This window comes from Nocardia sp. NPDC049737, from assembly GCF_040674755.1.
Classification (GTDB): Bacteria; Actinomycetota; Actinomycetes; order Mycobacteriales; family Mycobacteriaceae; genus Nocardia.
This window is the reverse complement of sequence record NZ_JBFANH010000002.1, coordinates 226,204-246,010: the sequence shown is the minus strand read 5'-3', so window position 1 is coordinate 246,010 and position 19,807 is coordinate 226,204. Positions and strand designations below refer to the sequence as shown.

The following is a 19,807-nucleotide window of genomic DNA, read 5'->3' as shown; positions in this document are numbered from 1 at the left end:
TCTACGGCCGCAGAGCGCGCAGCGTCAACGCGGCATCGAGTGCTGCCGCGGCCGCCTGTTCGCCCTTGTTCTCGGCGGAGCCCGGCAATCCGGCCCTGTCCAGCGCCTCCGCCTCGTTATTGGTGGTCAGCACGCCGTTGGCCACGGGCGTACCCGCATCGAGCGATACCCGCGTGAGACCGGCCGTCACCGCATCACAGACGTATTCGAAATGCGGTGTGCCACCGCGGATCACCACACCGAGCGCGACCACCGCGTCATGTGAGCGGGCCAATTCCTGAGCAACCACCGGAAGTTCCATCGCACCCGCGCACCGCACCACGGTGATGTGCTCGACGCCCGCATCCTTGGCCACCTTCTCCGCATTCGCGACGAGGGTGTCGCAGATCTGGGTGTGCCAACGCGAGGCGACGATGCCGAGTTTCAGATCCTTGGCATCCGACAGCTCGAAGCTGGGTACGCCAGTGCCGCTCATGCCCGCGCCTCGCTGGCGCTCGGCTTCGGCATGCGCGATGCACGCTGTGACATGGTTGGCTCGCTCCGCTCGCTCACTGAATTCCCTTCCAGGCTGCGTCGATGTGAGAAATCACTGCGCGGTCTCGCCGAGATCGAGTTCATCCAACCCGATCAGGTCGTGGCCCATCCGGTCCCGCTTGGTTCGCAGGTACCGCAGGTTTTCGGCATTGGCGCGCAACGGCATCGGCACCCGCTCGGTGATCTTCAGCCCATAGCCGTCCAGTCCGACGCGCTTGGCCGGATTGTTGGTGAGCAGGCGCATGGACCGGATCCCGAGATCCACCAGGATCTGCGCGCCGGTGCCGTAGTCGCGGGCGTCGGCGGGCAGGCCGAGCTCCAGATTCGCATCGACGGTATCGTGACCAGAATCCTGCAGCTGGTAAGCCTGCAGCTTGTGCATCAGACCGATGCCGCGACCCTCGTGTCCGCGCATGTAGAGGACCACACCGCGACCCTCCTGGGCCACCATCTCCAGTGCGGCGTCCAACTGCGGACCGCAATCGCAGCGCAGAGAACCGAAGACGTCGCCGGTGAGGCACTCGGAATGCACCCGCACCAACACATCGTCACCGTCATCGATATCGCCGCGCACCAACGCGACATGTTCGACATCGTCGTAGATGCTCTGATAGCCGACGGCCTTGAATTCGCCGTGCGCCGTGGGGATCCTGGCCTCGGCGACCCGAATGACCTGCTTCTCGTGCTTGCGCCGCCAGGCGATCATCTCCGCGATGGAGATCAGCGCCAGATTGTGCTCGTCGGCGAAAACGCGCAGCTCCTCGGTGCGGGCCATATGGCCCTCGTCCTTCTGGCTCACGATCTCGCAGATGACACCGGCAGGCTGCAATCCGGCCATCCGCGCCAGATCGACCGCGGCCTCGGTGTGGCCGGGACGACGCAGCACGCCGCCCTCCTTGGCGCGCAACGGAACCACGTGACCCGGACGGGTCAGATCGTCGGCCTTCGCATTCGGGTCGGCGAGTAGTCGCATGGTGGTGGCACGGTCGGCGCCGGATATACCGGTGGTGATGCCCTCCCTGGCATCGACCGACACGGTGTAGGCGGTGCCGTGCTTGTCCTGGTTCTGCGCGTACATCGGCGGCAGGCCGAGCCGATCGCAGTCCTCGCCTGTGAGCGGCACACAGATATAACCCGAGGTGTAGCGAATCATGAAGGCGACCAGCTCGGGGGTCGCCTTTTCCGCCGCGAAGATGAGGTCGCCCTCGTTCTCACGGTCCTCGTCGTCGACGACGACGACCGCCTTACCGGCGGCGATATCGGCGACTGCGCGCTCGATGGTGTCGAACCTGGTCACGTCTGTTGTGCTCCATCTCGAAATAGGTGCCCCCATACAGTACTGTGCTCAACCTGCCGCACCTGCGGCGCGGCGTGTTCACGGGCCCCTGCTGTCTCGCGTCCGAGCGGTCGAGACATACGACTGCGTCGTATGCGCTTCGGCCACTCGGCTGTGTTCGATGGCCGAGCCTTCGGCGCGGACGCGAGCCGGGCCGCGAGCGGTCGCTCGTAGAATTCGCTCCGTGGTGGCCGCCAGGGTGGGAGCGGCACGTTCAGCACAGCGTCTACTCGCTGTCAGCCGCGCTGTTGGAGGCGTTCGACGTACTTGGCGATGACATCGACTTCCAGGTTCACCGTGGCGCCGACGGCGGCGGCGCCCAGGTTCGTCATGGACAGCGTGGTCGGGATCAGCGAGACCTCGAACCAGTCCTGATTGCCGTCGGCTGCGGGCACGTCGGCGATGCCGAGACCCGAGACGGTCAGCGAGATGCCGTCGACGGTGATCGAACCCTTCTCCACTACATAGCGGGCGATCGCGTCGGGCAGCGAGATCCGCACGACCTCCCAGTTCTCCGACGGCGTGCGCGTGAGCACGGTGCCGGTGCCGTCGACGTGGCCCTGCACCAGGTGGCCGCCGAGCCTGCTGTTCAGCGCGGCCGCACGCTCGAGATTCACCCGTGAACCCGTGCCGAGTCCGCCGATGCTGGAACGGTTCAGCGTCTCCTGCATCACGTCGACGGTGAACGAATCGCCGTCGACCACATCGACAACGGTCAGGCAGACGCCGTTGACGGCGATCGAATCACCGTGCCCGGCATCGGAAGTGACCAGCTTGCCCCGGATCGTCAGCCGAGCGGCATCGGCCAGCTCTTCGGTGGCGACGATCTCGCCGAGTTCCTCGACGATGCCTGTGAACATGCCTTGACTCCCTGTCGCGTGGTTTCTACGGTGCCGAACAGCCGGGATCCGGCGACTATTCCCGCCGGTACGCCGATCCCTCCTCAGCCTAACGACGCCGGGTCGTAGACGGCACCGCGGTTCCAGCCAGCGGGGCGGTGGATACCGGGGGTTCGGCAAGTAGCCGGTAAGCCGACCGCAGAGCACCGCGGCTCGCGCCGAACCAGCGGCAATTATTTTTCGAAGCGAAATATTACGCATCCGTGCGGAAATATCGCTGTTTTCCGGCGACAATAATTTTTCATTACCAGTTCCGGAACCACACGAATGGATTTCATCCGTCGCACATAGTATCTAGCATGTTGTAATACCCAACGGAGACACGATTAGACCAAAACCTTGCGCAGCGCCGAAAAGGATCGCAAGATTGTTATGTAGCTGATTCCTATGCTTCAACTTCGACCCGAGCAGTTCGGTGCGGAACGGTTCTACCCGGTCCGACGTGGCCCGGCGAGTTCGTACCCAGCGAAATCCACCACTCGAGGAAGCCGGAGACAGCAGTGGGTCAAATCAGGTTGGACACGAATGGGGGTGTTGCGTGACCACTCTTGTCGATTCGACGCTCGAAGTTCGCTGCGTGCAGTACCGGAGCGAATTTCATATGCCGGCTTCGATCGACCCGACGTCCCGCCGCATCCTGCTCCATATCGGCACCTATTACGGGGCGATCACGATGCCCGCCGACCTGGGCGAACAGGTGCAGCAGCAGCTCATCCAGGCGCAGATCGCAGCACCGGTGGTGCACCACCCGCGAGCCGAGCGCTGGACCTTCATCACCGGTCCGGCCCGTCCCGATACCCTCAGCGTGGCCGTCTCCGCGGAGCTGTTCCGGATCTACGCGACCGTCGCATGCACGGGGAGTCAGGTCGCGCTGCCCTCACCGGATGACGAGCGCACCGGCTACCGCACCTGGATCCAGCCGCCGGAGAACGCGACAACCCTGCCACCGCTCAGCGCGGTGATCGAGGCGACGCGCGCCATCGGCAGCCGGAAAGTGCCCGCCCGCTAGCAGTTTCGTGACTAGGAGCTGCGCAGCGCCGCGGCTTGCTGCCGCAGCTTTTCGACGGTCGCACCCGGGTCGGCGGTGTTGTAGATCGCGGATCCGGCGACGAAACAATCGATGCCTGCCTCCGCGGCGGCCTCGATCGTGTCGGCATTGATGCCGCCGTCGATTTCCACGATCAAACGCAGTTCGCCCGCGTCCACCAGTCGGCGCACGATTCGCGCCTTTTCCAACACATGTGCAATGAACGACTGTCCGCCGAAGCCCGGCTCCACGCTCATCACCAGCAGTGTGTCGAAGTGGCGCAGGATTTCCAGATACGGCTCGATCGGCGTATTCGGCTTCACCGAAAGACCGGCCTTGGCACCGGCCGCGCGAATATCGCGCGCGACCGCGATCGGATCGTCGGTCGCCTCGGCATGGAAGGTGACGTTGTACGCACCCGCCTCCGCGTAGGGCGGAGCCCAGCGGGCCGGATCCTCGATCATCAAATGGCAGTCGAGCGGAATGTCGGTGGCCTTCAACAGACTTTCGACCACCGGAAGCCCGAGGGTGAGATTCGGCACGAAGTGTGCGTCCATCACATCGACATGCAACCAATCGGCGCCATGCACCGCGTTTGCCTCATCCGCGAGGCGTGCGAAGTCGGCGGAGAGGATGGATGGGGCGATCATCGGCGTGGGCGGGCGCGTAAACGTCGAACTGGACACATCGCGGGAGCTTACCGGTACCTAGGGTTGCTCCGGCCGGGAGTGGGTAGCCTGCATAGGGTGATCAACATTTCGGCGGAACAGGGGCTCTACAGCACCCCGGTGGAGATTCGGGTGGCTGCGTCGGTGACGCAGCTGCCGATCGTGCGCGGGCTCGCCGAAACACTGGTGCTGCTCAGCGATTTCACCCTCGACGAGGTGGCCGATGTCCGGCTGGCCGTTGACGAGGTGTGCTCGACGCTGATCGCGGTCGCGGCACCGGCGACCAGCCTGCACTGCCGGTTCACCGTGGGTGACACCGAATTGCTCGTCAAGGTGACCGGCCTAGCCGGGACGGAGGGGCTGCCGGATCAGCGCAGCTTCGGCTGGCATGTACTGCGCACCCTCACCGATGAAGTACAAGCGACACAGGACCCGTTCGACTCGGCCGCATCCGGATATCCGACGACGGTGGAGTTCCGTCGGGTCCGGGGGAAAGCGTAGTGGCGGACGAGAACACTGTGTCCGACGCCGAGCAGAACGACGCCGAACCCGTGCTGACCGAAGAAGCCCAGGACGACGCCGAACCCGTGCTGACCGAAGAAGCCGCAGAGGAAGTCGAAACCCTCCAGGCGTCCGGCGCGGGGTACGACGATGTCGGCGCGCTGTTCGAGCAGCTCGCCGCAAGTAAACCGGGCACCGCGCGGCATACCGCACTGCGTGCAGAGCTGATCGGCCGGTGCATTCCGCTCGCGGATCACATCGCCCGCAAATTCAGTGGGCGCGGTGAGCCGTTCGACGATCTCACGCAGGTCGCGCGGGTCGGTTTGGTGCATGCGGTGGACCGTTTCGATATTTCGCGCGGCTCGAATTTCCTGTCCTTCGCGGTGCCGACGATCATGGGTGAGGTGCGTCGCTATTTCCGCGACAACACTTGGGCCATGCGGGTACCGAGACGGGTGAAGGAGACCCATCTGCGCATCGGCGCGGCCATCGACGCGCTCTCGCAAACCCTCGGCCGCTCCCCGACCGCGAAAGAGATTGCGGCCGAACTCGATGTGGATCCCGACGAGGTGACCCAGGCCGTCATCGCGGGCAACGCCTACCAGCCGAGCTCGATCGACGCCGCCTCACTCGGTCGCGATACCGAGGCATCGCTGCTCGACACCCTCGGCGAGGAGGAGTCGCAATTCGACCGGGTCGAGGAGTATGTCGCGATCCGTCCGCTGCTCGCCGGACTCCCGGAACGCGAACGCCGCATCCTCACCATGCGGTTTTTCGAATCGATGACGCAGACCCAGATCGCCCAGCGGATGGGGATCTCGCAGATGCACGTCTCGCGCATTCTCGCGAAGACCCTTGCCCGTCTGCGCGAACAGTCGGCCCGCGACTGAGTAGCCTCAGCGTGCCTGTTGTTTGCGAAGTTTCGCGGGCGCCGTCAAGCACCAGGCGGCGTCGAGCAGTTCGCGGAGGTGATCGGGCTCGATCCGGTCGAGGTCGATGAGGATGTAGGGGTATCCGTCGTAGTGCGGGGTGGTGTAGAAGGCCGGATCACCGGAGGTGAGCATGGCATCCTTCTCCGCCATCTCGCACAGCAGTACGAGTCCGCCCTCGGCCTCCGACCGCAACCGCGCGAACCCCTTTCCGCTCACCTTCAGCGCGGGACTGCGCCACCACGTCGACTCCGCCACCTCGGGAAGTTCGGTGGCCAGCGCCACCACCTGCTGCCATGTCATCGCCACGCGATTCAGTCTGCGCCGCCGACGCGCCTGCGGCTTGGACGAATGTCGCCTCGGAGTGTGGACCTCCTGTGGTCTTTTCGGGCCGACCGATGCAACGGCCGACAACAATGATGTGCGACGACCCGAACCGCGACATGGCTCGCTACCGGTCCGACTGCCAGAGGGCGATCCTGGCAGGTCGCCGGACCCGCCTCGGAGCAGGTGCTACTCGAGAGGCTTCCGCAGGGCGGCGAGGAACATGGCGTCGGTGCCGTGGCGATGTGGCCAGAGTTGGGCGCCGGGGCCATCGCCGATATCGGTGACGCCGGGCAGGAGCTCGCGGGTGTCGAGTTGGATGGCGTTGGTGCGGCGGGCCGCGTCGGCGACGACGGCGACGGTCTCCAGGAGATGGGGGGAGCAGGTCGAGTAGAGGACCACGCCGCCGGGGCGCAGGAGATCCCATGCGCCGGCGAGGAGTTCGCGTTGCAGGACAACCAGTTCGGCGACATCGGAAGGGGTACGCCGCCAGCGGGCCTCTGGGCGGCGACGCAGTGCGCCTAGGCCGGTGCACGGTGCGTCGACGAGGATGCGGTCGTAGCCAGGGGCGAGGCCGCTGTTGCGACCGTCGGCAACGTGCACGTCGACGGGTAGGTCGCGGACCGTCTTGCGGACCAGCTCGGCGCGGTGTTCTGCCGGTTCGACCGCGTCGACGCGATGGCCGTCTATTGCGGCGATCGCACCGAGCAGGGCCGCTTTGCCACCGGGTCCGGCGCACAGATCGAGCCAGCGGCCGTTGTCCGTACCTTCCAGTTCTGCTCGGGTCAGCGCGAGTGCAACGAGTTGACTGCCCTCGTCCTGTACTGCCGCCATACCTTCGCGGACCGGCTCCAGCTTGCCGGGATCGCCGCCGCCGTCGAGGTAGACCGCGTACGGCGACCACTTGCCCTCTTCACCGCCGGTCACCAGTGCCAGTTCCTCAGCGGTGATATCGCCGGGACGAGCCACCAGATGCACGATCGGTCGAGCATCATCGGCCGCCAGCACATCCCGCAGTTCCCCGGCCCGAGCGCCGAGCGCATCCGCGAACACCTGCGCGATCCAGACCGGATGCGCGAATTCGAATGCCAACCGGCCCACCGGATCTCGCGGCGCGAGTTCGTCCACCCAGGCATCGACGGACTTCTCCCCCGCCCGCCGCAGCACGGCATTCACGAAACCCGCTTTGCCCGCGCCGAATTCCGTGCGCGCCAATGCCACCGAGGTATCCACCGCCGCATGCGCCCCGATCCGGGTCCGCAGCAACTGATACACCCCGAGCCGCAGCACATCCAGCAGCGGCCCATCGATTTCGTCAACCGGCCGCCCAGCACCCGCCGCGATCACCGCATCCAGCAGCCCGAGCGAACGGCAGGTCCCGTAGGTCAGCTCGGTCGCCAACGCCGCATCCCGCCCCGAAATCCGCCGCTCCCGCAGCAACCCTGGCAGCACAAGATTCGCGTAAGCCTCCCGCTCCCGCACCGCCCGCAACACATCCCGCGCCACGAGCCGCACCGGATCGCCGTATGCTACCGAATCCTTTTGCCGCCCACGGCCTTTCGTTGCTTCGGCAGGCCTGTCCGAAGCGCCACCGGCTCGGCCTGCCGCTGCAGCCGAACCCCGCGCAGGATTCGAACGCCGCTCAGCACCACCCGCAGCCTGTCGCCCCTCGTTCGATCCGGCCGAACTGGACTTCGCCGGGCGGTTGGCCCGCCGCTGCCCGCCGGACGCCGCATCGCTCTCACCCCGCGCATGTCGGTCATTGCCAGACCGACTCGTGCCCCGGGGGCTGTCATCCCGTGCCGAAGACCGCCTCGTGGCATCGCCACGCCTCTCCGGATCGTCCTGTCCGCCGGCTCCTCGGCCCTGCCATCCACCGCGCACCGAGCCTTTGTCCTGCGCCGAGCGCGAGCCTTTGCGCTGCGACGAACCGTCCCCCGATGATGCGGACTTGCGCTGTTCGGTCATATTCCGCCGCTCTGATCGGGGCCGTGGCGCATCGCCACGGGTCTGGTCGGTGCGCCACGGTCGAGCTTCGTCGTCGCGCCGTATGGACTGCGAATTCTTCTGTTGTGCACCACTTTTCGATGACGTCGCGCGGGTGAGCCAACCGCCGTCGACGGATTTCTCGGCGGACTTGCGATTCGTCATCACTCGACCACCGCGCCAGGCTGCAGGCGCGCGCCGCGAGCCCAGTCGAGGGCGGACATCATGCGTTTGCCTTGTGGCTGAATCTGATCGAGGCGGACCGCGGTGGTCGCGGTGCCGACGAAGACGCCGGACTTGCGGACCTCGATCGCCCGTTCCGGCAGGACCTCCTCGACCATCTCGACCGGACCGACCTTCAAGCGGCTACCGTTCACCTCGGTCCACGCACCGGGCGCGGGGGTGACCGAGCGAATGCGACGATTGATCGCCAGCGCGGGCTGATCCCAGCGGATATGTCCGGCCTCGACCGGCACCTTGGGTGCGTAGGAAACACCGTCATGAGCTTGCGGAACAGCTTGCAGCGTCCCGTCTTCCACGCCGTCGAGCGTCTTCTCGAGCAGTACCGCCCCGGTGTTCGAGAGCCGGTCGAGCAACGCGCCCGCGGTATCGGTCACCGCGATCTTCTCGGTCACCACACCGAAAACCGGCCCGGTATCCAAGCCCGCCTCGATCTGGAACGTGGACGCGCCAGTGATCTCGTCGCCCGCGTCGATTGCCGCCTGGACCGGCGCCGCGCCGCGCCAAGCAGGCAAAAGCGAGAAATGCAGATTGATCCAGCCGAACCGAGGGATATCGAGCACCCGCTGCGGAAGCAGCGCACCGTATGCCACCACCGGACAACAATCGGGCGACAATTCGGTGAGCTGCTCGATGAATTCGGGCTCGGCGGGGCGCCGCGGCGTCAGCACCGGAATGCCGTGCTCATCGGCGAGCCGCCCGACCGGCGACCGCTGCACCTTGCGCCCGCGCCCGGCGACCGCATCGGGGCGGGTCAGCACGGCGAGCACCTCGTGCCGCTCCGAATCGATGAAACGCTGCAGCGACGGGACCGCCGGTTCCGGTGTCCCCGCGAAGACAATGCGCATCAGCGGCCCCGTCCGAACGGTCCGGCCTCGGTCGAGCCGAGCGCACGCGAACTGCGCACGGTGATACCCGCGCTGAACCAATCGGATTCGCGAATGGTGCGCATCGCCTCCTTGCGCTGTGCGGGATCGAGCCGATCGATGAACAGCACACCGTCCAAATGATCGGTCTCGTGCTGCACGCACCGGGCCAGCAGGCCCTCAGCCGCGAATTCCACCGGCTTACCGTTCACGTCGACACCGGCGGCCCGCACCCGCAGCGCACGCCGCGTGTCATAGCGCAGCCCGGGAATCGACAGGCAGCCCTCGGGCCCGACCTGCTCCTCCGCACCGACCACCTCATAGGTCGGATTGATCAGATGTCCCCTGGCGTCCTCGGTGTCGTAGACGAAAACCCGCAGACCGACGCCGATCTGCGGCGCCGCCATCCCGACCCCGCCGTCGTCGTGCATGGTCTCGGTCAAATCGGTGACCAACTGCCGCAGCTCACGATCGAATCCGGTGACCTCCGCCGCACGTGATCGCAGGATGGGATCGCCGAAGAGGCGAACGGGCTGAATGGTCACGGTGGCAGCTCCCCAAAACGATGAACACGGTCGATTCATTCTAGAGAGCGACCTCGTTCACACCGATCTCCCCGACCGAACGGGGAAAAGCTGGTAGAACTCCAGTGCGGTCCGGGCGGGGTGTTCACCCCTCCGCCCGGCCGCCCGCGCTTGTCAAGGTTATTTCCGGCGTGTTTCCGAGCGCGGCTGAACGTCGACCGCATCGCCGAACCGACGTAGCGTCGATGGGGTGATTGTTCCTGAGCACCTGCCGACTACCGTCGGCGAGTTGCGCGCGGGCGGCCATCTGCCGCGCAGCGTGAAGTCCGAGATTCGCGAGAACCTGTTGTCCCGGTTGGGTTCCGGCGACGATCCCTGGCCGGGCATCGTCGGCTTCGATCGAACCGTCCTGCCGCAGCTGGAACGTGCGCTGCTGGCCGGCCACGATGTCGTACTGCTCGGTGAGCGCGGCCAAGGCAAGACCCGGCTGCTGCGCACCATGATCGGCCTGCTCGACGAGTGGACACCCGTCATCGCGGGTACTGAACTGGGCGAGCATCCGCTCGCACCGATCAGCCCGGCCGGTCGCCGACTGGCCGAGGAATTGGGCGATGACCTGCCGGTCACCTGGCGGCACCGCTCCGAGCGCTATGCGGAGAAACTCGCCACGCCGGACACCTCCGTCGGTGACCTGATCGGCGATGTCGACCCGGTCAGGGTGGCCGAGGGCCGCAGCCTCGGTGATCCCGAGACCATCCACTTCGGACTCGTACCGCGCGCCCACCGCGGCATCGTCGCCATCAACGAACTGCCCGATCTCGCCGAACGCATTCAGGTCGCGCTGCTGAATGTGATGGAGGAGCGCGATATCCAGGTCCGCGGTTACACGCTGCGACTGCCGCTCGACGTGCTGCTCGTCGCCACGGCCAACCCCGAGGACTACACCAACCGCGGCCGGATCATCACCCCGCTGAAGGATCGGTTCGGCGCGGAGATCCGCACCCACTACCCGCTGAGCGTCTCGGCCGAGGTGGCGCTGGTCCGGCAGGAGGCCGAACTGGTGGCCGAGGTCGGCGACCCGCTGATCGAGGTGCTCGCCCGGTTCGTGCGGCACCTGCGCGAATCGTCCGCGATCGACCAGCGCTCCGGTGTGTCCGCGCGATTCGCGGTCGCCGCCGCGGAAACCGTGGCCGCCGCCGCACTGCGCAGATCGGCGCTCACCGGCGAACACCCCGCCGTCGCGCGTCCCGTCGACCTCGAATCCGTACCCGCGGTATTGCGCGGCAAGCTCGAATTCGAGTCCGGTGAGGAAGGACGTGAGCAGGAGCATCTCACGCACTTGATGCGGCGTTCGTTCGCCGAGACCGGGAGTGCGCTGCTCGGTGGGCTGAACCTGCGACCGTTGGCGGAGGCAGTCGGCGACGGACATCTGGTCACCACCGGCGAACGAGTCCCCGGTAAAGACGTGCTGTCCGCGTTGCCGGAACTACCCGTCCTGCACGAGGTCGCGCGTCGGCTCGGGGTCGGCGCCGACGAACCGCCTGCTCGGATCGCATCGGCGGTCGAATTCGCGCTGGAAGCCCTCTACCTGGCCCGCCAGATAGCCAAGGACTCCGACGACGGCGTCGCGGTGTACGGCTCGTGACCGCCCCGGACCGCTACGCCTACGGGCCCTATCACGACGGGCCCGATCCACTGGCACCCCCGCTCGATCTGCGCGAGGCACTGGACCAGATCGGGCGCGACGTGATGGAGGGCAGCTCACCCCGCACCGCATTGGAGGAGCTGCTGCGCCGCGGTATGCGCGAAATGCGGGGGCTCGATGAGCTCACCCGGCAGGTGTGGCAGCGCCGCGCGGAGATCAGTCGACGACACCGGCTCGACGGCACCCTGCAACAGGTCCGTGAACTGCTGGAGCAGGCTCTGAAAGCCGAGCGACGCGAATTGTTTCCGGATCCATCCGACGACGCCAGATTCGCCGAAGCACAGCTGGACGCCTTGCCGCCGAGCACCGCGGCCGCCGTCAACGAGCTGGCCGAATACCAGTGGCGATCCGAAGCCGGCAGGGAGAACTATCAGAAGATCCGCGACCTGCTCGGTCAGGAGCTGCTCGAATCACGGTTCCAGGGCATGAAACAGGCGCTGGAGAACACCACACCCGAGGATGTCGAGCGCGTCGGACGGATGCTGTCCGATCTGAACGATCTGCTCGCCGCGCATGCACGGGGCGATGACACCGAACAGCAGTTCGCCGAATTCATGGCCGAGCATGGCGAGTTCTTCCCGGAGAATCCGCGCAATACCGATGAGCTGATCGATGCGCTCGCAGCCAGGTCTGCCGCCGCACAGCGCATGCTGAACTCGATGTCCGCCGAGCAGCAAGCCGAACTGGCCGGGCTGATCGGGCAGGCATTCGGCGATCCGCTCATTGCCCAGCAGGTCGCCGCCCTCGACGCCGCCCTGCGGGCGCTGCGACCGGGCGAGGACTGGGACTCCGCCCAACGGTTTCGCGGCAACGACCCGTTGGGCCTCGGTGCGGGCGCCCAAGCCCTGCAGGATCTCGCCGAACTGGACGCGCTCGCCGAGCAGCTGAGCCAGTCCTATCCGGGCGCCAGCCTCGAGGATATCGATCTGGATGCCCTGGCCCGCCAACTCGGCGACGACGCGAGCGTGGATGCCGCCCGGCTCGCCGAACTGGAACGCGAACTGCGTAGACAGGGCGTATTCGAACGGGCGCCGGACGGCTCACTGCGGTTGACGCCCAAGGCTTTACGACGGCTCGGCGAGACCGCGCTGCGCGATGTCATCGGGCAGTTGCGGTCTCGCCGCGGCGAGCGGGATACCCGGTTGGCCGGTGCGGCGGGGGAGCCGACGGGCGCCACTCGCACATGGCAGTTCGGCGATACCGAACCGTGGGACGTACCGAAGACCGTGCGCAATGCGGTGCTGCGTTCGATGTCGGTGGGCAGTCGCAGCGTCACGCTCGATGTGTCCGATGTCGAGATCATGGAAACCGAGCAGCGCTCGCGGGCCGCGGTCGCGCTCTGCGTAGACACCTCGTGGTCGATGGTGCAGGAGGGCCGGTGGCTGCCGATGAAGCGCACCGCCCTCGCGGTGCATCAGTTGATCGGCACTCGATTCCGCTCCGACGCACTGAGCCTGATCACCTTCGGTCGGCACGCCACCACCGTCGATATCGGCGAACTGACTGCGCTGGAAGGCGTGTGGGAACAGGGCACGAACCTGCACCACGCACTGCTGCTGGCGGCGCGCCATCTGCGCAGACATCCGGACGCGGTGCCCGTCGTGCTCGTCGTGACCGATGGCGAGCCGACTGCGCATCTGGAGCCGAACGGTGCGGCGTACTTCAATTGGCCGACCGCGCCGCGCACGCTGGCCGTGACGATGGCCCAGGTCGATGCCCTGGCCAAACTCGGCGCGTCGGTGACCGTCTTCATGCTCGGCGAGGATCCGAGCCTGGCCGCGTTCGTCGATTTGGTGGCCCGCCGCAGCCGCGGTCGCGTGGTGGCGCCGGATCTGGACGGACTCGGCGCCGCAGTGGTCAGCGACTACCTGCGCGGCAGGCGCGGTTGATCCGCTGGTCGCTGACCACGTGGTGATACAGCGACATCGCCTCGACCCCGAGCACTTCGGCCAACCGACGTATTGTCAGCCCTTCGATACCACTCTCGTCGGCGATGCCGATCGCCGCGGAGAGTACTCGCATCCGGCTCAACGGGATTCGAGACTCGCCTTCGGCGCGCATCTAAGAATCCACCCACACGGCGAAAATCCGGTATGGACAGCAGAACCGGGCGGAGGGCGATACCTCCGCCCGGTCGCCAGGGTCAGGAATGTCCGGCGATGATGACCTCGGGGATACCGGTGCCGAGCGGCACCTCCCGGCACGTCGGAGCGGGTGCGTGGACCGGGTCCAGCGTCCGCAGCAGCAGTTCCTGCACGAATGGGTCGTAGACCATGTGGAAGTGACCGGTCAGGTCGACCGCGCACTCGTCCTGTAGTGCGATGTTCTCCACATTCGGGCCGTGCAATGCGATATTGCTGAAGGGCTGAATCATCTCGTCGACGCGGCTGCCGATGGTCACGTAGTGCGGGCCGGGCACGGTGTCACCACCCGCGTTGAGTTCGGCCATCAGGGGCGACCCCTGCACCTGCTGCACCGCCGCGAGTGAGGTGACCCGCGCGAAGGCCTGCAGCGCACCCGGAATCGATTGCGCCACCGGCACCAGTCCGTACATCACCCCGCCGTAGCTCGGCGATGCAAGGCCGATCCACTTGCCGACCTTCGGCGCGCCATCGAGCTTGTTCACGTAGTAGCGAGTGACGTTGGCGCCCTGGGAAAATCCGACGATATCGACCTGGGTGGCATTGGTGGCGGCCAGCACCTGGTCGACGAATGCGCCGAACTGGTAGGCGCTCACCGCGATGTCCTCCGTGCCCCAGGTGTCCTTGCCGGGGGCGCCGCCGTAGTTGAGCGCGAAGACGCAGAAGCCGAGCGCCGAGACCTGCGGTCCGATGGCCGCCCAGTCGGAGTAGGCCGACGAATCGGTGCCGTGCGCCAGGACGACCGGGCGGGGATGCTCGGCGGTCGGCTTGCAGTCGAAGTTGTTGGTACCGGCCGGAGCCGCGTTCTTGTGCGTCTTCTGATAGACCGCAGCGGCCAGATGGTCCGGCTGTTCAGGACCGATTCGGGTGGGTACATCCGGCGGGCGATATCCGGCGACCGGCGCACTCACCGCCTCGGGATCAGCTGGTTGAGCGCCCGCGATCGGTGCCGCGCCGGAGCCGAAAACGACGGCTCCGGCCAAGACACCGGCAAACGCAACTCGCTTGAACTGTGATACTCCCCAACCCCACTGACCGTTCGGCTGTTCCATATCACAATGATGTACCCGATCGGCTCGAAAAGTGCACGCTCGAGCGATGTTTCACATTGCCATCACTTTTCGGGGGCATCGTCTTCGGCGAGAATGCGGTATAACGACTTACGCGCCTCGGTGAGCACCTCCGCGGCCCGAGTCGCCTGCTGCGGAGTACCCGCCGCCGCGACCTGAGCGGCCGCACCCATCAGCTGTCCGATGAGCGCACGCAGATCCATCGCCTGAGTGCCGACGTCCTCCTTGACATCGGCCCAGGGATCGCCGAGTTCGTCCCGATGCTCGGCGACGTAGGTCTCGCCCGCGGCGGTGAGCTTCGCGGTCTTGCGTCCGGCGACCTTCTCGATGAGCACCAGACCCTCGTCCTCGAGCTGCGCGAGCGCCGGGTAGATGGATCCCGGGCTCGGGCGCCAGACATCGTCGCTGCGCTCCCTGATCTGCTGAATCAGCTCGTAGCCGTGCATCGGACGCTCGGTGAGCAGCAACAACACCGCGGCACGCACGTCGCCGCGCCTGCCCCGACCGCCGCGGCCGCGCCCACGTCCGAATCCCGGACCGAAGCCGGGCCCGAAACCAGGACCGAAGCCCGGGCCGAACTCGGGTCCGAAACCGTGCCGCCCCCCGCGGCGATGCTGGTGACGACCGGCGTCGACCTCGTCGTGCCCCGGCTTCCGCCAGCGGCCACGACCTCTGAATTCTCCGTATTCGATGTTTTCCATGTCAGCCTCCTTGGGCTCTCGTGTATATCTCACGCTATCGACGATATATCGGCAATGCATCGCATGCAAGAGTGATGCGTGACACGAACCGACCGGATGCTCTGATACGAGGAAGGGCCGCACATCGTCGACGCGCGGCCCGTGTCGGGACATGTCACACGAGCGAGATGTGCTGGTTGAGCAAGTCACCAACGAGCCGCCAGATGGCGGTCGACACCCGCGGACGGCAACCGAAGCCGTTATGTCGCAAGCGAATCGATCCAGCGCTCGAGCCGATGCCCCTCGGTCACCATGAGTTCCGGATCGCGGAAGGTATTGGTCAGCAACGAAATCCCCTGATAGGCGGCGAACAGCGCGACCGCGAGCTCTTCCGCATCCACGCGCCCCATTGCGGTGAACTGCTGCTCGATCCAGTCGAGCAGCGTGCGAATACTCGCCGCCGATGCCAGCTCCAGCCCGTCGCCACGTTTACCCAGCTCCGAGGCCAGAGTTCCGGTGGGGCAACCGAATTGCACGGCGCGGTCTCGCTGGTCGACCCAGCCCCGAACCAGGGCCTTAAGCCGATCTCGCGGCTCGGCGCAGTGCTCCAGCGCGGTGATCAAGTCCCGCAACGTCTGCGCATGCGCGCCGAGTGCCGCCTCGACCAGCTGATCTTTGGTCTTGAAGTAGTAGTACACATTGCCGAGCGGAACCTCGGCGGTCCGCGCGATATCGGCGATGGTCGTCTTCTCGACGCCCTGCTCATGGAACACCTGGGCGGCCGCGGCGGCGAGGCGTTCCCGCTTGCCCAACTTGGGCGGCGTGCGCCGACCTTCGACCGAGTTAGTCATACAACTAACTATAGACAAGCGCTCGATCGGTCGACTACGGTCATTTTAGTCAGCCAACTAACTCAGGAGTGAACGTGATCGTAGTGACCGGAGCGACGGGCAATATCGGACGCAACCTCGTGCAGCATCTCGCCGCCGCCGGCGAGCAGGTGACCGCCGTATCTCGCGCGAACAAGGACATCGCAGTGCCCGACGGCGTGCGGCACCGGCGGGCCGATCTCGCCGAACCCGAAAGCCTCTCCCCCGCAGTCGAAAACGCGGATGCGCTCTTCCTGCTGCTGACCGGACCACAGTTGGTAACCGGACCTGATCCGGCGCGGTTCATCGAGGTCGCCGCGGCGGGCGGGGTCAAGAAGGTGGTGCTGCTGTCGTCGCAGGCGACGGGTACCAGGCCCGAACTCGCCTCACACGCGCGACTGCATGCGTTCGAGTCCGCGCTGCAACGGTCGGAGTTGGACTGGACGATTCTGCGGCCCACCGGATTCTTCTCCAACACCTACGCGTGGATCGAGTCGATCCGGGCTCAGCAGTTGATTGCCGCACCCTTCGCCGATATCGCACTGCCCGCCATCGATCCCGGCGATATCGCCGAGGTCGCCGCGACTGTATTGCGCACCGACGGCCACTCCGGGCGCACCTACGAACTGACCGGACCCGCAGCGATCAGCCCGCGCCAGCAGGCCCGTGCCGTCGAAGATGCGTTGGGAACCCCGCTGCGGTTCGTCGAACTCACCCGCGAGCAGGCGCGTTCCGGCATGTTGCGATTTATGCCGGAGGATGTCGCGGATGGCACGCTCGATATCCTCGGCACGCCGACGTCTGCCGAGCAGCAGGTCAGCGCCGATGTCGAACGGGTGCTCGGGCGGCCAGCGACCTCCTATGCCGAATGGGCGCGACGCAATCGCGCCATCTTCGGCTAACCCTGGCCACCGAGCCGAATTCGCTGCTCGCCCTCGCGATCTCGCACAGCGCTGCCGAGGGCGAGCAGCTTCTCAGCCGATGTCGACAGGATCGATTTGAACGCGGAGCGGGGCGTCGGAGCGATGGGTGCTGCGGACGGCCTGGGCGGCGGTAAGAGCGCGGGCCAGGGCGGCGCCGGAGGAGCGGTTCACGCGCAGGAGCATGCGTTCGACTTCGGCCGGGGTATCGCCGCTGTCGAAGGGTTTGCGGGCCCCCGGTGGGAGAGGTACTGGGCCGAGTAGGTCGACATTATCTGGAAGCTTTGCGGCTGAGAGCAATTCGGCGATGGAGTCCGAAGTACCGTCGATGACGGCCATTCGCACCGAGGGTGGAAAGCCGACCTCGGCGCGGCTGGCCACCTCGGCGCGGGCGTGGCCGAGCGGATCCCAGCGCAGCAGCGCTTGGACGGTCGGCAGCGAGGGTTCGGCCATGACGATGACCTGGCCGTGATTGCGCACCAGGGTGGCGGCCGACATCCAGCGGCGCAGCGTGTCCTCGGCGGCGCGCAGGTCCGCACGGCTCAGTAGCGCCCAGCCGTCGAGCAGCAGCGCGACGCCATAACCGCCGGGCAGCACCGGCTCCGCGCCGACGGTCGCGACAATCACCTGCGGGCCCGGTTCCACCGTGTCGAGCATCGCGCCGCCACTGGATCCGCGAATCGGCACGCCGGGGAACGCACGACCCAACTCCTCGGCGGTGCGAGCCGCGCCGATCACCACCGCACGCAGCGCCCTGGAAGCGCAAGCCGGACAGCGGAATGCGGCCTCGGTGATTCCGCACCAGCGGCACGCGGGACTATGCGCGGTCTCGCCCCGATGCCCGGCTCGTCCGTCCGGCAGGGAAAGTGGGCCATTGCAGTGCCGACATCGGGCGGGTGTACGGCATTTCGCGCAGGCCAGCGCCGGAATATATCCGCGCCGCGGCACCTGCACCAGCACCGCCGCACCTTCCGCGAGTGCGGATCGCGCGGCAGCGTAACCAACGGCCGGAATGCGGACCGCCCGCGCGACCGGGTCGCGCTCCATCGCGATATCGGAGTCACCCGGCGCACTGATGCGCGGCGAGAATTTGCGCACCACAGCACGATCGGCGACCAGATCATGCGCCCACCCCGAATCGACCACCGCCTGGATCTCCGCCGTCCGCGCGAATCCGGCAGCAACGAATGCCGCCCCGGTCTCATGCGCCCTCAGCATCGCGACTTCACGCGCATGTGGATACGGCGCCCGTGGCTCGGCATAGGTGTCGTCCCCGTCATCCCAGATCGCGATCAACCCGAGATCGATCGTGGGCGCGAACACCGCACTGCGCGTCCCGACAATCACCCGCGCAGTTCCCCGCAATGCCGCCAACCACCGCCGATACCGCGCGGCCGGTCCCAACCCTGCCGCCAATCCGACCGCCGAATCGCCCACCAGCCGAACGCATTCGGCCAACACCCGATCCAGATCCCGCTGATCCGGCACCATCAGAATCGCACTGCGCCCCCGCCCGACGACGACCGCCGCCAACTCCGCCAACCGCCGCGCCCAATCCTCCCCCGGCACCGCCTGCCACCCGGCCCGCACCCCTTTCCCCTGCCCCAGCGACGCCACAAACTTCACCCCATGGATATACCGCTCCCACGACGGCAAATCCACACCGTCCGGCACACCCGTTCGACCCGAATCAACCAGCGCCACAGTGTCATTCGCCGATTCGTTCGCAAGGACAGCGCCCACATCCGTTGCCGCGCCGGCCTCCTCCGACTCCGCATCCGTGTTGGCGGCACCGGCCGAACCGGTACCCTCCTGCCCTGCCGACATCCCGGCACCAGAATCCGCCACCGATTCGGTCGAATCAGCTGACGGCGGCTTCGATCCAGCACCAACAGCCGCCTCGTGGTCGACCCATCGCACGGGCGCCGGAACAGTACCGGACCGATCGCGTGCAACGTCGACCGCCTCGTCCTCGCGCCCCTCGGTGCGCGCCCCAGCGGAATGATCGAGCGTCGCGACCGCCTCGACGGACGCAGCGGATTCGACAGAGACGGCGGTTGTCGCCGTCTCCGTCGTTCGATCCGCAGCTTCACCAGAGCCGCCATCAATCGATTCGGACGAATCTTCTTGCGGCACTTCGGGTTCGGCTGCCTTCTTCGAGCCGCCGTTCTCGGTGCGCGCATGGCGCGGCGGAATCGCGAGGCGCAGGACGTCGGCGCGCGTGCCTGCGTAGCGGGCGGCTACGGCAGTGGCGAGTCGCAGGATTTCCGGGGTCAGGACGCGTTCGGCGGAGACCACGCGTTCGAGTTCGACCAGTTTGCCGGTGTGTTCGCTATGGGACAGACGGGCCAGCAGATACCCATCGACGAGGCGGCCGGCGAACCGGACTCGGACCCGGACACCGGGTTGGGCGATTTCGTCCAACTCCGGGGGGACCAGATAGTCGAAGTCGCGGTCCAGGTGAGCAGGCGACAGCAGCGGGAGCACCCGAGCGATCGGGTGTCCCGCTGCTGTCGAATCGTGCCCCGCCGCGGCTCCGGCATCCGCAGGAGCCATGGCGGTGAGGTCCGCTGTGGATTGGTGCACGC

At 66.7% G+C, this 19,807-nt stretch carries 19 protein-coding genes; 6 read left to right on the top strand and 13 right to left on the bottom strand.

Annotated elements, in window-relative coordinates:
* Window position 1: 1 nt before the first annotated feature.
* From ribH to AB0J47_RS04050, 3 genes are all read right to left on the bottom strand, one after another.
* Window positions 2–475 (bottom strand): 6,7-dimethyl-8-ribityllumazine synthase, encoded by a 474-nt coding sequence (ribH, locus tag AB0J47_RS04060; protein WP_364340246.1) that lies wholly within the window; start codon window positions 473–475, stop codon window positions 2–4.
* 111 nt (window positions 476–586) lie between these two features.
* Window positions 587–1,831, bottom strand: coding sequence for a bifunctional 3,4-dihydroxy-2-butanone-4-phosphate synthase/GTP cyclohydrolase II (locus tag AB0J47_RS04055; RefSeq protein ID WP_040692104.1), 1,245 nt, complete (start codon window positions 1,829–1,831; stop codon window positions 587–589).
* Between the two features lie 275 nt (window positions 1,832–2,106).
* Window positions 2,107–2,730 (bottom strand): riboflavin synthase, encoded by a 624-nt coding sequence (locus AB0J47_RS04050; protein ID WP_364340244.1) that lies wholly within the window; start codon window positions 2,728–2,730, stop codon window positions 2,107–2,109.
* Window positions 2,731–3,370: 640 nt separating this feature from the next.
* Between AB0J47_RS04050 and AB0J47_RS04045 the strand changes: the two genes are divergently transcribed.
* Entirely contained in the window at window positions 3,371–3,778 is a 408-nt protein-coding gene (locus AB0J47_RS04045) for a hypothetical protein (RefSeq protein WP_364340242.1), read from the top strand.
* Window positions 3,779–3,789: 11 nt separating this feature from the next.
* On the opposite strand, the gene rpe is transcribed toward AB0J47_RS04045, so the two are convergent.
* On the bottom strand, window positions 3,790–4,446 hold the full coding sequence (rpe, locus tag AB0J47_RS04040) for a ribulose-phosphate 3-epimerase (RefSeq protein ID WP_364340722.1): 657 nt from the start codon (window positions 4,444–4,446) through the stop codon (window positions 3,790–3,792).
* A gap of 96 nt (window positions 4,447–4,542) precedes the next feature.
* Here rpe and AB0J47_RS04035 point away from each other — a divergent pair, with 96 nt between their 5' ends.
* Both AB0J47_RS04035 and AB0J47_RS04030 read left to right on the top strand, forming a co-directional pair.
* Window positions 4,543–4,965, top strand: a complete 423-nt coding sequence (locus tag AB0J47_RS04035) for an anti-sigma factor (RefSeq protein WP_364340241.1) — start codon at window positions 4,543–4,545, stop codon at window positions 4,963–4,965.
* Complete coding sequence (locus AB0J47_RS04030) at window positions 4,965–5,855, top strand: RNA polymerase sigma factor SigF (RefSeq protein ID WP_364340239.1); 891 nt, start codon at window positions 4,965–4,967, stop codon at window positions 5,853–5,855. The genes AB0J47_RS04035 and AB0J47_RS04030 overlap by 1 nt, the downstream gene beginning before the upstream one ends.
* Window positions 5,856–5,861: 6 nt before the next feature.
* On the opposite strand, the gene AB0J47_RS04025 is transcribed toward AB0J47_RS04030, so the two are convergent.
* The 4 genes from AB0J47_RS04025 to def form a co-directional block, all read right to left on the bottom strand.
* Window positions 5,862–6,197, bottom strand: coding sequence for an MmcQ/YjbR family DNA-binding protein (locus AB0J47_RS04025; protein ID WP_364340720.1), 336 nt, complete (start codon window positions 6,195–6,197; stop codon window positions 5,862–5,864).
* Between the two features lie 210 nt (window positions 6,198–6,407).
* The gene (locus tag AB0J47_RS04020) at window positions 6,408–7,733 is read right to left on the bottom strand and encodes a transcription antitermination factor NusB (RefSeq protein ID WP_364340237.1); all 1,326 of its coding nucleotides are present in this window, start codon (window positions 7,731–7,733) and stop codon (window positions 6,408–6,410) included.
* 635 nt (window positions 7,734–8,368) lie between these two features.
* A complete protein-coding gene (fmt, locus tag AB0J47_RS04015; RefSeq protein ID WP_364340235.1) occupies window positions 8,369–9,292 on the bottom strand; it encodes a methionyl-tRNA formyltransferase in 924 nt (307 codons plus the stop codon).
* On the bottom strand, window positions 9,292–9,855 hold the full coding sequence (gene def / locus AB0J47_RS04010; RefSeq protein WP_364340232.1) for a peptide deformylase: 564 nt from the start codon (window positions 9,853–9,855) through the stop codon (window positions 9,292–9,294). The genes fmt and def overlap by 1 nt, the downstream gene beginning before the upstream one ends.
* A 229-nt stretch (window positions 9,856–10,084) precedes the next feature.
* Here def and AB0J47_RS04005 point away from each other — a divergent pair, with 229 nt between their 5' ends.
* Together AB0J47_RS04005 and AB0J47_RS04000 are read left to right on the top strand one after the other, a co-directional pair.
* A complete protein-coding gene (locus AB0J47_RS04005) occupies window positions 10,085–11,479 on the top strand; it encodes an ATP-binding protein (RefSeq protein ID WP_364340229.1) in 1,395 nt (464 codons plus the stop codon).
* Window positions 11,476–13,428, top strand: a complete 1,953-nt coding sequence (locus AB0J47_RS04000; protein ID WP_364340227.1) for a VWA domain-containing protein — start codon at window positions 11,476–11,478, stop codon at window positions 13,426–13,428. Before AB0J47_RS04005 ends, AB0J47_RS04000 begins: the two co-directional genes overlap by 4 nt.
* Here AB0J47_RS04000 and AB0J47_RS03995 read toward each other — a convergent pair.
* The 4 genes from AB0J47_RS03995 to AB0J47_RS03980 form a co-directional block, all read right to left on the bottom strand.
* On the bottom strand, window positions 13,397–13,600 hold the full coding sequence (locus AB0J47_RS03995; protein WP_364340225.1) for a hypothetical protein: 204 nt from the start codon (window positions 13,598–13,600) through the stop codon (window positions 13,397–13,399). The genes AB0J47_RS04000 and AB0J47_RS03995 overlap by 32 nt on opposite strands.
* Before the next feature lie 82 nt (window positions 13,601–13,682).
* Window positions 13,683–14,732, bottom strand: a complete 1,050-nt coding sequence (locus AB0J47_RS03990) for an alpha/beta fold hydrolase (protein WP_364340223.1) — start codon at window positions 14,730–14,732, stop codon at window positions 13,683–13,685.
* Window positions 14,733–14,794: 62 nt separating this feature from the next.
* Complete coding sequence (locus tag AB0J47_RS03985; RefSeq protein ID WP_364340221.1) at window positions 14,795–15,451, bottom strand: PadR family transcriptional regulator; 657 nt, start codon at window positions 15,449–15,451, stop codon at window positions 14,795–14,797.
* Window positions 15,452–15,690: 239 nt separating this feature from the next.
* Complete coding sequence (locus tag AB0J47_RS03980; RefSeq protein ID WP_364340219.1) at window positions 15,691–16,281, bottom strand: TetR/AcrR family transcriptional regulator; 591 nt, start codon at window positions 16,279–16,281, stop codon at window positions 15,691–15,693.
* 74 nt (window positions 16,282–16,355) lie between these two features.
* On the opposite strand from AB0J47_RS03980, the gene AB0J47_RS03975 reads away from it, so the two are divergent.
* On the top strand, window positions 16,356–17,201 hold the full coding sequence (locus AB0J47_RS03975) for an NAD(P)H-binding protein (RefSeq protein WP_364340217.1): 846 nt from the start codon (window positions 16,356–16,358) through the stop codon (window positions 17,199–17,201).
* A gap of 72 nt (window positions 17,202–17,273) precedes the next feature.
* Here the strand turns inward: AB0J47_RS03975 and AB0J47_RS03970 are convergent, their stop codons facing one another.
* The gene (locus AB0J47_RS03970; protein ID WP_364340718.1) at window positions 17,274–19,775 is read right to left on the bottom strand and encodes a primosomal protein N'; all 2,502 of its coding nucleotides are present in this window, start codon (window positions 19,773–19,775) and stop codon (window positions 17,274–17,276) included.
* Between the last annotated feature and the right edge of the window lie 32 nt (window positions 19,776–19,807).